This is a genomic window from Maribacter vaceletii (assembly GCF_003634105.1).
Lineage (GTDB): Bacteria > Bacteroidota > Bacteroidia > Flavobacteriales > Flavobacteriaceae > Maribacter_B > Maribacter_B vaceletii.
In genome coordinates, this window is the sequence record NZ_RBIQ01000007.1 from 127068 (window position 1) to 141228 (window position 14161).

The following is a 14161-nucleotide window of genomic DNA, read 5'->3' on the forward strand; positions in this document are numbered from 1 at the left end:
TCTAAAACCCAACTTAGGTTGGGTTTTTTTTTGCTTTAATTTTACTCCAAACATCCCAAATAACAATACCTGCACTAACCGAAATATTTAAAGAATGCTTTGTCCCAAATTGCGGAATTTCTAATACGTCAGAGCAAATATTAACCACTTCTTGTGAAACCCCTTTTACTTCATTTCCAAAAATTAAAACATATTTCTCATTAGAATTTGCTTTAAAATCCTGAAGCATCTTTGCATTTTCTGCTTGTTCAACAGCTAAAGTAATATACCCTTGCGTGTTAAGTTCCTGAATTACATTTAGGGTATTTTCTTTATACTCCCAAGTTACACTTTCTGTTGCACCTAGTGCGGTTTTATTAATATCCTTATTGGGCGGAACTGCTGTAATACCGCAGAGGTATATTTTCTCAATTAAAAAAGCATCTGCCGTTCTAAAAACAGAACCTATATTGTTTAAACTTCTTATATTGTCTAAAACAATTACAACAGGAGTTTTATTAGCATTCTTAAACCCTTCTACATCTAAACGATCTAGTTCTTCATTCTTTAATTTTCTCATGTATCTCTATTAATAAAACATCAAAATATAATACACCAATATTGTTTTTTTAAGTTATCCTGAAATATCAACAATGCGGTGTATTCTATAAGGAAAATATTATTTTCGTTAGGTTACAAAAATACTTTAAAAATTACCAATTGGCAGCTAAAGAAAAAACAAAGAAGGTTACCCCTTTAATGCAACAATACAACACTATTAAAACAAAGTATCCAGATGCTATGTTGCTTTTTAGAGTTGGAGATTTTTATGAAACTTTTGGTGAAGATGCTATAAAAGCATCTAAAATATTAGGTATTACATTAACAAACAGGAATAATGGTGGTGAAAAAACAGAACTAGCAGGGTTTCCGCATCATTCTGTAAACACATATTTACCAAAACTTGTAAAGGCTGGGCAAAGAGTTGCAATATGCGACCAGCTAGAAGACCCAAAACAAACCAAAACTATTGTAAAAAGAGGCGTTACGGAACTTGTAACTCCTGGTGTAGCTTTAAATGATGATATTTTAAATGCTAAAACCAACAACTTTTTATGTGCTGTGCATTTTGGAAGAAAAAAATTAGGTGTTGCATTTGTTGATATTTCTACTGGAGAATTTTTAACTTCCGAAGGTAACGAAGAGCAAATAGACAAACTCTTGCAAAACTTTGCTCCTAATGAAATATTAATTTCTAAAGCGCATAAAAAAGAATTTTTAGATGTTTTTGGAACGCAGTTCCACACTTTCTTTATGGAAGATTGGGTTTTTCAAGAAGATTATACCAAAGAAACCCTTACAAACCACTTTAAAACAAATACTCTAAAAGGTTTTGGCGTAGACCATCTTATTAATGGCACTATAGCATCTGGTGTAGTTTTACATTATTTATCGGAAACACAACATAACCAATTACAACATATAAATAAATTACAACGTATTGCTGAAGATGAATACATTTGGATGGATAGGTTTACCATAAAAAACCTAGAACTTTATCATTCCCATAATACAAATGCGGTTACTTTATTAGATGTAATTGACAAAACCATTTCTCCTATGGGAGGAAGAATGATTAAACGTTGGCTTGCTCTTCCTCTAAAAAATTTGGAAAGAATACAAAAAAGACATGCAGTAATTACTTATTTATCTAAACAAGAAGAAGATTTAGATAAATTACAGCATTGGATAAAGCAAATGGGCGATTTAGAACGTTTAATTTCTAAAGTGTCTACCGGCAAAGTAAACCCTAGAGAAATTATTCAGTTAAAAAATTCTTTAGAAGCTATTATCCCTCTTAAACAATTAACTAAAAATGCCAAGAACGAAGCACTAAATCTTATTGGAGACCAACTCCATGGTTGTGATTTACTCCGTAGTAAAATAAAAGAAATGCTTAGCGAGGAAGCACCGGTTAATATTCTAAAAGGAAACGCTATTGCCAAAGGGTATTCCGAAGAGCTAGATGAACTTAGAGGACTTGCTTTTTCTGGTAAAGAATATTTGGATAATATGCTCACTAGAGAAACCGAAAGAACCGGAATAAGCTCTCTTAAAATAGCATCTAACAACGTATTTGGGTATTACATAGAAGTACGCAACACCCATAAAGACAAAGTTCCAGAAGAATGGATACGCAAACAAACTTTAGTTAATGCGGAACGCTATATTACAGAAGAACTAAAAGAATACGAAGCTAAAATTCTTGGTGCAGAGGAACGAATTTTAAGTTTAGAACAACAATTATTCTCGCAGCTTGTAGTTTGGATGCAAGAATACATTGCGCCAGTACAGAATAATGCACAACTAATAGCACAACTAGACTGCCTTTGTGGTTTTACACAGTTATCAAAAGAAAATAATTATGTTTTACCTGAGGTAAATGAATCTACCGATTTATCTATAACCAATGGTAGACACCCTGTAATTGAAAAACAATTACCACTAGGAGAAACTTATATTGCTAATGATGTGTATTTAGATAGAACACAACAGCAAATAATAATGATTACGGGCCCTAATATGAGTGGTAAATCTGCCATATTAAGACAAACTGCATTAATAGTTTTATTAGCGCAAATGGGAAGTTTTGTTCCCGCAAAAGCTGCCACTATAGGGATGGTAGATAAAATATTTACAAGAGTTGGCGCTAGCGACAATATATCTATGGGAGAATCTACTTTTATGGTAGAAATGAATGAAACCGCCTCTATCTTAAATAACCTCTCGGAGCGCAGTTTAGTTCTTTTAGATGAAATAGGTCGTGGAACTAGTACTTATGATGGTATTTCTATTGCTTGGGCAATCTCAGAATACTTGCATGAGCATCCTGCAAAAGCAAAAACTTTATTTGCTACGCATTATCATGAGTTAAATGAAATGTGTAACACATTTGAGCGCATAAAAAATTACAATGTTTCTGTAAAAGAACTAAAAGATACCGTCCTATTTTTAAGAAAACTTACTCCCGGAGGAAGCGAACATAGTTTTGGGATACACGTTGCAAAAATGGCCGGAATGCCACAGCAAGTAATTTCTAAGGCAAATAAAATCCTAAAAAAACTAGAAAAATCGCATTCGAGCGAAGAACTTACAAATAAATTACAATCTGCCCAGAATGAAATGCAATTAAGTTTTTTTAATCTAGACGATCCATTATTAGAACAAATAAAAGAGGAAATCACTCATTTAGACATAGATACATTAACTCCAGTAGAAGCATTAATGAAGCTAAATGAAATTAAACGCTTGCTTGTAAAAAAGAAGAAAGCCACATCTTAAAAAAAATCTTTTTTTTTATTAAAAATTACTTTGCAATTTATATAATTATCTTAAATTTGCACCCGCGTCTAGAAACAGACACTTGTTCTTAAACATAATGCGAAAGTAGCTCAGGGGTAGAGCATCACCTTGCCAAGGTGGAGGTCGAGGGTTCGAATCCCTTTTTTCGCTCAGATATAATATACCAATTGGCTGTTATTTATAACAGTACAGGCTCGAGTGGTGGAATTGGTAGACACGTTGGACTTAAAATCCAATGGACATTAGTCCGTATGGGTTCAAGTCCCATCTCGAGTACTAAAACCCTTGTTAATCTTTTGATTTTCAAGGGTTTCTTATTTTAAAACAAGACTCAAATCAAGTCAAACTCAACTTAATCAGATAAAATCAACATTAATTTTTCTAAATTAATTTCTTTCTATTTTAAGAACATAAGCAAAATCACAAGGTTTTTCTTTTGGAAATTGAACCACTAAACCCACTCCTGTTTGTTGCCAGCTTAATTTAGCAGTAGAACCTAATAAAGAGATTGATTTTATATCTCTAGGATATAGTTTCCCCATACTACCAAGAGTTCTAATTAAAACTTCTTTACCTGGCCAATCCATACAAATTGCATATAAGTTTCTTCCATTTTGAGTAAAACGAATATCTTCTGCAGTATATTTTGGTATTAATTCGCCATGTTCTTTTCCCTGTCCGTGATGTCCAGGGTTTGTTACTTCGGTTGGACCTTCTCCAAAGAAAACCCAAGGCATTGTATTGTAAATAGCTTCTTTATTAATTTTAAGCCAATTTCCCATTGCGTATAATTCTTTTTTAACTTCGGGGGCAAAAGAACCATCTGCCATTGGAGGAACATTTAGCAGCATACGACCATTTTTACTAGTCATATCTATCAACATATCTATTAATGTCCCTGCACTTTTAACTTTGTTTACTGGATTGTAAAACCAATTAGAATTCCATGTAAAATGGCGTTGCATATTTACATCTGCCATCCAAGAATCATACTGTAACCCGATTAAATTACCATCTTCAACATCGCGCATTCCAATTCCAACAGGGATGTCATGAGTTTTATAAATAACCTCTACATCTTTCCCCCATTCTATTCCTTTGTTAAAAAAATGACTTATCATTTTTTGCTGGTACTTTTCAGGTGCACTAATTAGTTCATTATTACCTTCCGGTAACAAACGTCCTTTTTCTGTCCATTTAAGTAATTCTCCTTTAACAGTACCACCAAAACCAGTATCAAACCAAATTATATCTGGCTCATATTTATTAACTGCTTCCGTTATACGATCAAACCATGCGTTAAAAATTTCATTTGAGATTCTTCCTTCATTAGAAGTAGCATAAATAGAGTTATCTTCATAAGGGTTAATATACACCGAATTTTTCTGTGAAAGTGTTCCCCACATTCGTTCCCAAAAATTACCTGTATGAAATGATGAAATCACAGGCATTCCTCGCTCCCTAAGCTCTTTGGACAAACTCCCATATATGTCTACTTTAGGGCCTTTTTTTACTGAATTCCAATCCGTTAAATTACTATCCCAATTTACTAGTCCGCTTCCATGCCAAGCAACAGGTCCGGCAAATTGAGCTCCAGCTGATTGAAATAAATCAACCCATTTTTTTGAATTAAACTTTTTTCCCTCCCACTGCTCTATGGCTTCTAACCGTGTTATTTCCTTATCATCTGATGCTAATTGCACAGTTTGCGGACCCCAATGGCAATAGATCCCAAATTTCATATCATATAACCAATCCGGACTTTTATGTTTACGTAAAGAACTCCAATTAGCTTTATACTTGTTTTCTTTTTTTTCTTGACTAGAAAGTTCTACATTAAAACCTAATAGAAATAAAACAGTTAATAGGTGAATATTTTTTTTCAAAATTTTAATTGTTACGTTCAATTTTCAATACAAAAGCAAAATCGCAAGGTTTTTCTTTAGGAAACTCAACTATTAAACTTTGCGCATTATGTTCCCATTTAATTTTTGAAGTACTTCCAATAAGTGAAATGTTTTTTATTTCACCAGGGTATAATTTACCATTATAACCTAAAGAATTAATCACTATTTCCTCTTCTGGCCAATCTAAAATTATTGCATAAATAACTCCGTTTTTTTGAGTAAAACGTATGTCTTTTGAACTGTAAGATGGAATTTCCGTTCCGTGCTTTTTTCCCTGACCATGGTGGCCTACATTTTTTACAAATGCCGGGCCTTCCCCATAAATTGTCCAAGGTGTTGTTCCATAAATAGCTTCTCCATTTAGTTTTAGCCAACTCCCAATTGCTAAAAGTTCTTTCTTTATTTCTTCTGAAAAACTTCCATCTGCTTTTGGTGGTACATTTAATAATATTCTTCCATTTTTGGAAGTAATATCAGCTAACATATCCACTAAAATATTAGCATCTTTCAATTTATTTTTTGGATTATAAAACCAAACAGAAGGCCATGCCATATGTTGTTGCATATTAATATCTGCCATCCATGGGTCAAATTGTAAACCATCTAAATTTCCATTTTCAATATCTCGCATTGCTACTCCCGGTGGAATATCAAAACTCTTGTAAACAAATTCAACCTCTTTTCCCCAATCTAATGCAGCATTAAAGTAACTACTTATATATTCTCTTTGAATATCTTCTCGTACACCATCAATAAAAAGCTCTCTTTCAGTTTCTACAATTTTACCATCAATCATTTGCTTTCTTAATTCAGGCCCAACTGTTCCTCCAAAACCTACATCAACCCAAACCATATCTGGCTCATATAATTCATAACCTTCTTTCATACGGTCTAACCAACCTTGTAAATATTCGCTTGTATAACGTCCTTTTTTTCCATGAACCATAGGAGTATTTCCTCTTTTGGAATAATCTCCTTCTGGTTGCATATAAGAATCATCTGTTTTACTCATTGCACCCCAAAGTGTTGTACTATGAAAAGAAGCCATTAGTTTCATATCTGTTTTACGAATTTCTTTAGCTAGTTCCCCATAAATATCAACTTTAGGTCCTTTTTGTGATGAGTTCCAATCGGTAATTTTACTATCCCAATTTAAACAACCATTTACATGCCAAGCAACAGGACCTGCAAACTGTGCTCCTGCTTTTTGAAATAAATCTACCCATTCCGAAGCTTTAAATTTTTCTCCTTTCCATAACTTAATAGCCTCATATGCTGGCAAATCATTTTTATCCATTTCTAATTGTACAGATTGCGCTCCCCAGTGACTATATATTCCAAATTTTGCATCTAACATCCATTGCGGTGTATCATGTTTTTGAAGCGAAGACCAATCCGTTTTATAATATATTTTTTCCTTTTTTATTGATCGTTTGTCTTCTTGTTTGGTTTCACAACTTAATAATATAATAGCAAGCAGAAGTGAAATTGATTTTAAATAATTTTTCATTTTTTAAGTCTTAATTAATAAAGAATTCTTTATCTTCTTTTTATATAGTTAGTTAACTTCCAAAGAAGTAGTTCTAGGCCTTATTTTTTCTTGAATTTTCCATACATCAAAAAAGACCAATCCTAAATGTTCACAATACTTTTCCCCGCATATTATATTATTATCCCATGCTTTATATAGACTAATTAATTCTGGAACTGAGTCTCTATTTTTTCGTCCAATTTCAACTATTCCAAAATAAGACATTGGTAATTTCTCCATCCCTAAAGTTGTTTTCATTTTAACATTTGCACTCTTAAGTTTATCAACAATAGACAATCCAATAGCTCTCCTTTTTGCCATTAACTTATTATAGATTGAGTCTTTTTCTAATATTTCAATAGCTTGTTTTTGTTCTCTTGTATAATATGGCTGATAATATTCATGAGATTTTACATTCGTATATATATCTGTTTCATTTATCCAATTCCTATAAACAATATCTAAAGAATCAACAAGTTTAGAGTAGATAAGTGCCTCATTTCTAGTTTCTGTACCATCTTCATTAATATTATATAATTCCCAAGGGTAATCATATAAATGCAAAATTGCACCATCACCACCATTAGATACAATTTTCCAATTTCCTGAAATCAACATCCTACTTCCTTGAAAATACCCTTTAAAATTTTCGCGCTCAACAACTTTATTATATTTAATGGCAGGCAACAAACTTTTTCCAGAAAGAGCTTTTATTTTCCACTCAGTTTTTAAATTCCCTTCTGGTACAACAGTCCATGTATCACCTTCTGGGTATTTAACATTTGCTAGCTCTAAAAAAGTCGGCATTAAATCAACGATACTCCCCTTTTGAGTTGATATTGAACCTTTTTTGAGATTTCCATTTGGCCAATTGACAATAAAAGGTGTTAGTTGGCCACCATTAAACGTAGATCTTTTGTAATTTTTAAAAGGTGTATTTGAAGCATTTGCCCATTCAATCCCTAGTTTTGCTTGTGAATTTTTTAAACCTGGTTTGTTATTTAAATTTTTTTCATCCCACATATTCCCTTCTGCATTTCCGCCATTATCCGACAAAAAAATAATTAGAGTATTTTCTCTTCGCCCTGTTTCTTCCAGTTTAGTAATTAACTTGCCAATATTTTGATCCATTCTATCAACCATAGCAGCATAGGTTGCCATAGTTAAATCTGCAATATCTTTATTCTTATAATTCTTCCAAGAAGATACGTTTACATCTCTTTTAGATAATTTCCAATTCTTCGGGATTAATCCCATTTTTTGTTGGCGACCAAATCTTTGTTCTCTTAATTTATCCCAACCTCTTAAATACTTCCCTCTATATTTTGCAATATCTTGTGGCCAAGCTTGAAGTGGATAATGTGGAGCATTATAAGCTACATATAAAAAGAAAGGTTCTTTACTGCCTTTATAATCTTCTAAAAAATTAATCGCCCTATTCGTGAATTCATCAGTGGTATAAAATTCCTCTTTATTATTAGGAATAAATGGAGTTAAATTACTTTCGTCTTCCCAATATTTCTGATTTTTTTTTGGTTCAAAATAATTAAATGAACCATGCGTACTTCCAAAAAATCGGTCAAAACCTCTTTTTACAGGATTTTCTTTTCCATGCCATTTCCCAGTCATCAATGTTTTATACCCCTCTTTTTTCAGTAATTCAGCGATAGTTACTCCATTTACCATTTGGTCAGGTGGGCCAACACAACCAGTTTCTATCGGGTACAATCCTGTAAGTAATGAAGCTCTTGAAGGTGCACATTTTGATCCATTAATAATGTGTGTAAATCGAATACCTTCATTAGCTAGCTTATCTAAATTAGGAGTTTCTATTTCTCCACCATAGCAACCAATATCAGAATACCCTAAATCATCAGCAAAAATTACGACAATGTTTGGTTTAGAGTTTTGGGCATTACATGCCAACATTGATATTATAAAAAGGAAAAAGAAGCGCTCTTTCATTGCATTATTATTTAATTTTTAATGCCTTCTTTTTTACATTTTCCGAAAAATTGGCGATAGAATTTTCTTTAGATAATTTTGATGGTTTTAGCTTAATACTTTTCGATAACTCACCTTTTATACTTAATAAATATTCTATACTTTCTAGAGAATTCACATTCGTTAACGTGGTGTTTTTTACATTTTTCAGTATTAATGCAGAGCCTGCTTCTGGCTTTACAATTAAATTAACAGTATCAAAACTACTATCAACAACATCATCCATTACAATTGCTGGTCTATCATCTGGGTTTCGCAAACTTAGATTCACATTTTTTAATTTTAAACCTTTAACATGCCTTAAATACATACCATAAGAAGGAAGTACTCCAAAGAAGAGTTGTTCTGGGTAGCGTGCTTCATCCTCTTTAATAACTTTATCTTTTACATTTTGATTTCCAAACCCTGTATAAGAAAAGTTAATGTCTTCTAATGTTACATTTTCAATATAATGTCCTGGTAAACCTGTAAACATAATCCCCTCTGTTGGCGGGTCTATACGCCCGGTAAGTCTTCCTTCTATATTCTTGAATAGAATATTTTTAATTTGTCCAACCGGTCTGCCTTCCGGTTGAGCATCTGATTTGTAAACTTGTTTTATCGATTTAGAATAATCTCTACCGCGGTTTCCTAACCTTACAAAAATGGGTCCTCCACAATTGTACATTTTGATATTTGAAATTTCTACATTTTCTATAATAGCCCCATCAACAGCCAGCAATTTTATAGCCCCATGTCTACTATCAAAAAACTGACAATTGGTAACTTTTATATTTTTGAACCCTGTTTTTGATGCAGTTCCAAATTTTAAAGAAGCCCAGTAACTACTTACGGTACAGTTTTCTACCAGAAAGTTTTCGCAAATCTTATCTACACTACTTTTAAGACATATCGCATCATCTTCAACCTGTAAATTACAATCTGTAATTTTTACATTGGAACAACCATCGAAATTCATCCCGTCGTTATTTCTATTCTCCTTGTTATAAACAGAAGTATGATGAATATTTATAGTGTCACATTCTTTAAAATAGACACACCAAGAACCTGAGTTTTTAATAATAGCATTATCAAACTCAATATTATTACAATTTTCTATTCGAAATAACTTTGGCCTTTCATGACTATGTTTAAACATGTATCCTTTACCATTAATTTCTGAACGTGGATGTCCTATAATTTTTATGTTTTTTTCACCATAAGCATAAAACATGCATTTTGAAAAATGTGGCTCTTCTGTTCCTAATGGGACTTCGGCATAATCCTTAAGGTTAGAACTTCCAAATAATTCCGTATTAGCCTCCATTTTAATAGTGACATTACTTTTTAAAAACAATGTTCCTGTAACATATGTTCCTTTTGGAATAATAACGATACCTTTTTCTTTAGAAGCAGCATCAATTGCCATTTGAATGGCTTTTGTACTTAGCTCTATATGTGATTTTTTAGCTCCAAAATCTAAAATATTAAAAGTCTTTTGTTGGGCTAAAAGAGAGCTAAAACTCAATAAATACAATAGTGTTATTTTATATACCTTTTTCATTTTATTTCGAAATTAAATTTACCGTATTTGAAGATAAACCATCGGATTGCACAGTAAGTTTTACATTACCTGATTCTTTTGTCGACTGAAGAATCACAAGACATTTACCATTAAAAGCCATTCGTTGATTAGCTTTAAAAGGTTCTAAGCCCATATTATCTCCATTTCCAACGCCTACTATAGTTACTGGACCTTCAACATCAAATCTTAATAGGTTATTTGCTATTGGTACTTCATTACCGTCTTTATCTAAGATGGTACATTCCGCATAAATTAAATCTTGACCATTGGCTTGCATTTCTGTTTTACGTGTTTCAATTTTTATTTTAGAAGGAGCTCCAGAAGTTTTAACAATTTTCTCCGCAATGTTTTCTCCATTTTTATAAGATACTGCTTTTAACTCTCCAGGCTTATAAACTATATTCCAAGTTTGGTATTCAACACCTTCAATATTATTTTTTTGCTTTCCTAACGATTTTCCATCCTGAAACAATTCAATTTCATCTCCATTGGTATAACTATAAACTTGAACTGTTTCCCCTTCCATTCCTTCTAAATTCCAATGCGGAAAAATATGCACCATAGGTTTCTTTGACCACTGACTTTGATAGAAATAATATCCGTCTTTAGGAAAACCAGCTAAATCTATGGGTGCAAAAGAAGACGAACGTGCTGGCCAACCAAAAGGAATCACTTCTCCTAAATAGTCCCAACCGGTCCAGATAAACATACCCATTAGATAATCTCTTTCCTTAACAAGTTTCCAAGCTTCCATACCGCTTTCACCACGAATATCTCGTTTTTCTACCCAATCAAAAGATTCCTTTTTTTCATATCCAAGTTTATCCCACCAAGCCTTTTTCTTTTCACCGTATAAATATGTTGAACGTGGATAAAATGATTGAGCTGATTCATGCTCCGTAACTACTGCCATAACATTAGGAAACTTTTCTCTTTCAAGTTTTAATCTCCAATCTTTTATATAATTATATCCATAAATATCACTTGTAGCGGCTGCCTTTTGATTAGGTCTTTTAAGACTTCCGTAACCATGAACTCCATTAGTTGCAGGTCTATAATCTAGTTCATGAACTATTTCAACCAAACGCTTTCCTATTTTTGCTGCACTTTCATAGCGCATTTCAGCAATTTCATTACCAATGCTCCACATGATAACCGAAGGGTGATTACGATCTCTCATTACAAAATCAGTTAAATCTTTATCTGCCCATTTTTTAAAGACATGTGCATATTTATGTACTAATACTTTCTTTTTTGCTCCATTTTGGGTTGTTGTTGGCGATTTTGGTGTTTCCCATTCATCAAAGGCTTCATTCATAACTAAAAAACCCATTTCATCACAAACATTCATAAACTCTTCAGAAAACGGATTGTGAGCGGTACGCACTGCGTTACATCCCATTTCTCTCAATTTTTCTAACTGACGCTCTATAGTTCTTCTATGAACTGCAGCTCCTAATGGACCACCATCGTGATGTAAGCAAACTCCTTTTAATTTGGTAGCCTTTCCATTCAATTTAAATCCATCGCTATTACTATATTCCAAAGTTCTAATTCCGGTTTTAGAAGTTTCAGAATAAATTGTTTCACCATTTTGTAAAATATCTGTTTTTACAACATATAAATGTGGGGTTTCGGTATCCCATAATAAAGGATTTTCAATAGATAAACTTGATTTATGTTGAATAGAATTATTTTTAGTAATTGTTTTAGATTCCTTTTGTAAAGCGACTAAAACACCTTTTTTATCAAAGATTGAAACCTGAATATCGATAAATTTATCTTCATCAAAATCATTAACAATATTGGTTTCAACAGCAATAGTTGCCTGATTATTTTCAACCTTATTAGCCTTAATATAATTACCCCAAACAGGTATGTATAATTTATTGGTTGTTATTAATTTTACATGACGATAAATACCTGTTCCTGTATACCAACGCGCTCCTGGTTGATTTGAATTATCAAGTTTTACAGTTATTACATTTTCTTTCCCAAATTTGAGATATTTGGTCATATCGTAATAAAATGCAATGTACCCGAATGGTCTTTTTCCCAGTAAGTTACCATTAATATATACTTCTGAATTTCTGTAAGCTCCATCGAAATATATAACAGTACGCTTATCCTTGCTACTTTCAGAAACCAAGAATGTTTTTCTATAAGTCACCTTTCCTGTTGGCAACCAACCACCTCTAGAAAATGTTGGGTTATCTTTACTAAAGTTTCCTTCAATACTCCAATCATGCGGTAAATTAATAGCTCTCCAATTGGAGTCATCATAGTTCGTTTTCTCAGAACCTGATATGTCATCCTCATGGAATTTCCATGCGAAATCAAAATTCTCAATAGTATTTATTTGTATTTTTTTTGAATCGTTTGAACATGCAATACTTATTGATGCAATGAATAATATGATTAAACACTTCAGTATATTTTTCATGATTTTCATTAATATTTATTTTCTCCAGCACTAGCTTTATTTACAAAAATTTCTCTTGCCTTTTTCATTTTTAAAATATTCGGTAAATGTGGGTCTGGCCAATAATTAACAATGTTTTCTTTATTCCAGTTTTTATATTCTGCAACTAATTCTTTTACTTTATCTGGCATGATATCAACCAGATTAGTATGTTCGTATGCATCATCTTTTATATTAAATAAGAATAATTCATCTCGTACCGCTTCTTTTACAAGTTTATAATCTCCTTTACGAACTGCAAATCCGGCCCCATCACTGTATCTCCAAAATAATTTGTCATGTATGCCTTTTTTTGTGATTCCTTTTGCTACCGGAATTAAATTACCCCCATCAAGCTGTTTTTTAGCTTTAATATTGGCTGCTTTTAGAACTGTTGAAAATATATCGTAGGCTATAACGGGTTCTTCTATTTTTTGATTTCCATTGAAACCAGCAGGCCAAGACATTAGAAACGGAACTCGAATACCACCTTCAAAAAGTAATCCCTTTTGCCCTCTAAATGGGTCTTGATTAGACCCCTTACCATGTCCGCCATTATCACTATAAAAGAAAATCAGTGTGTTTTCATATTCCCCTGTTTCTTTTAACTTATTTACTACTTTACTTATGCCAGCATCCATTCCAGAAACCATTGCGCCATATGCAGCTCTATCTCCTTGTTCTATATGGTTTACCTTTTCTAAATATGCTTTAGTAGCTTGAATTGGCGCATGTGGTGCATTGTAGGCTAAATACATAAAAAATGGTTTCTCTGATTTGCTGTAACTATCAATATATTTTACAGCGGCATTAGAGAAATCATCGGTTAAATAACTTAAATTCTCAAGAGGTTCTGGTTTTCCATCTCGCATAATTCTATGCCAATTGGTCCAATTCTTCTCCCAATTTTTACCCCAATAATTTCTTGACCCACCAGAGAATCCAAACCAGTCGTCAAACCCTCTATTATTTGGCCAATACTCTGGAGTGTGTCCTAAATGCCACTTCCCTATGGCACAAGTTTGATATCCGTTTTTTTTAAGCACTTCAGAAAGAATAGTTTCTTCAAGCGGTAAGCCCATTACAGGACCTTCAAACGCTTTCCCTATATTATTTTCACATCCAAACCGTTGCTGATATCTTCCTGCCAATAAACCAGCTCTACTTGGTCCACAATAAGAATGCGTAGCGTAACCTGCTGTAAAAACAACACCATCTTTAGCAATTTTATCTAATGCTGGTGTTGGAATATCGGTACTTCCATTAAACCCTACATCTGCCCATCCAAGGTCATCTGCAAGAATAATTAGAACATTTGGTTGTTTAGCCCTTTGCGCTTCTACTGTAAGCAT

General features: G+C 32.9%; 8 protein-coding genes and 2 tRNA genes. 3 read left to right on the forward strand and 7 right to left on the reverse strand.

Going from position 1 to position 14161, the window contains the following annotated elements; all coding sequences use genetic code 11:
• Positions 1 to 13: 13 nt before the first annotated feature.
• Positions 14 to 559 carry an RNA methyltransferase gene (locus CLV91_RS00695; RefSeq protein WP_121062981.1) on the reverse strand — a complete coding sequence of 182 codons (546 nt, stop codon included), beginning with the start codon at positions 557 to 559 and terminating at the stop codon, positions 14 to 16.
• A gap of 179 nt (positions 560 to 738) precedes the next feature.
• On the opposite strand from CLV91_RS00695, the gene mutS reads away from it, so the two are divergent.
• The 3 genes from mutS (at position 739) to CLV91_RS00710 (ending at position 3618) form a co-directional block, all read left to right on the forward strand.
• Complete coding sequence (gene mutS / locus CLV91_RS00700) at positions 739 to 3321, forward strand: DNA mismatch repair protein MutS (protein WP_121065597.1); 2583 nt, start codon at positions 739 to 741, stop codon at positions 3319 to 3321.
• Between the two features lie 99 nt (positions 3322 to 3420).
• Positions 3421 to 3492, forward strand: a tRNA-Gly gene (locus CLV91_RS00705).
• A 42-nt stretch (positions 3493 to 3534) separates the two neighbouring features.
• Positions 3535 to 3618 (forward strand) — tRNA-Leu (locus tag CLV91_RS00710).
• A gap of 110 nt (positions 3619 to 3728) precedes the next feature.
• On the opposite strand, the gene CLV91_RS00715 is transcribed toward CLV91_RS00710, so the two are convergent.
• From CLV91_RS00715 to CLV91_RS00740, 6 genes are read right to left on the reverse strand one after another with little or no spacing between them, the layout of a single operon-like run.
• The gene (locus tag CLV91_RS00715; RefSeq protein WP_170146681.1) at positions 3729 to 5228 is read right to left on the reverse strand and encodes an alpha-L-fucosidase; all 1500 of its coding nucleotides are present in this window, start codon (positions 5226 to 5228) and stop codon (positions 3729 to 3731) included.
• Between the two features lie 4 nt (positions 5229 to 5232).
• Positions 5233 to 6759: an alpha-L-fucosidase gene (locus CLV91_RS00720; protein ID WP_121062986.1), complete on the reverse strand. Its 1527-nt coding sequence runs from the start codon at positions 6757 to 6759 to the stop codon at positions 5233 to 5235.
• Positions 6760 to 6807: 48 nt separating this feature from the next.
• Positions 6808 to 8745: an arylsulfatase gene (locus CLV91_RS00725; protein WP_121062988.1), complete on the reverse strand. Its 1938-nt coding sequence runs from the start codon at positions 8743 to 8745 to the stop codon at positions 6808 to 6810.
• Positions 8746 to 8752: 7 nt separating this feature from the next.
• Positions 8753 to 10327: a glycoside hydrolase family 28 protein gene (locus CLV91_RS00730; RefSeq protein WP_121062990.1), complete on the reverse strand. Its 1575-nt coding sequence runs from the start codon at positions 10325 to 10327 to the stop codon at positions 8753 to 8755.
• Position 10328: 1 nt separating this feature from the next.
• The gene (locus CLV91_RS00735) at positions 10329 to 12791 is read right to left on the reverse strand and encodes a sugar-binding domain-containing protein (protein ID WP_245987111.1); all 2463 of its coding nucleotides are present in this window, start codon (positions 12789 to 12791) and stop codon (positions 10329 to 10331) included.
• An 8-nt stretch (positions 12792 to 12799) separates the two neighbouring features.
• On the reverse strand, positions 12800 to 14161 hold the full coding sequence (locus tag CLV91_RS00740) for a sulfatase family protein (protein ID WP_245987112.1): 1362 nt from the start codon (positions 14159 to 14161) through the stop codon (positions 12800 to 12802).

Coding starts and splice junctions, on each gene's coding strand:
- mutS (WP_121065597.1), top strand. CDS start 739: ATGCAACAATACAACACTATTAAAACAAAGTATCCAGATGCTATGTTG.
- CLV91_RS00695 (WP_121062981.1), bottom strand. CDS start 559: ATGAGAAAATTAAAGAATGAAGAACTAGATCGTTTAGATGTAGAAGGG.
- CLV91_RS00725 (WP_121062988.1), bottom strand. CDS start 8,745: ATGAAAGAGCGCTTCTTTTTCCTTTTTATAATATCAATGTTGGCATGT.
- CLV91_RS00720 (WP_121062986.1), bottom strand. CDS start 6,759: ATGAAAAATTATTTAAAATCAATTTCACTTCTGCTTGCTATTATATTA.
- CLV91_RS00740 (WP_245987112.1), bottom strand. CDS start 14,161: ATGCTTACAGTAGAAGCGCAAAGGGCTAAACAACCAAATGTTCTAATT.
- CLV91_RS00735 (WP_245987111.1), bottom strand. CDS start 12,791: ATGAAAAATATACTGAAGTGTTTAATCATATTATTCATTGCATCAATA.
- CLV91_RS00730 (WP_121062990.1), bottom strand. CDS start 10,327: ATGAAAAAGGTATATAAAATAACACTATTGTATTTATTGAGTTTTAGC.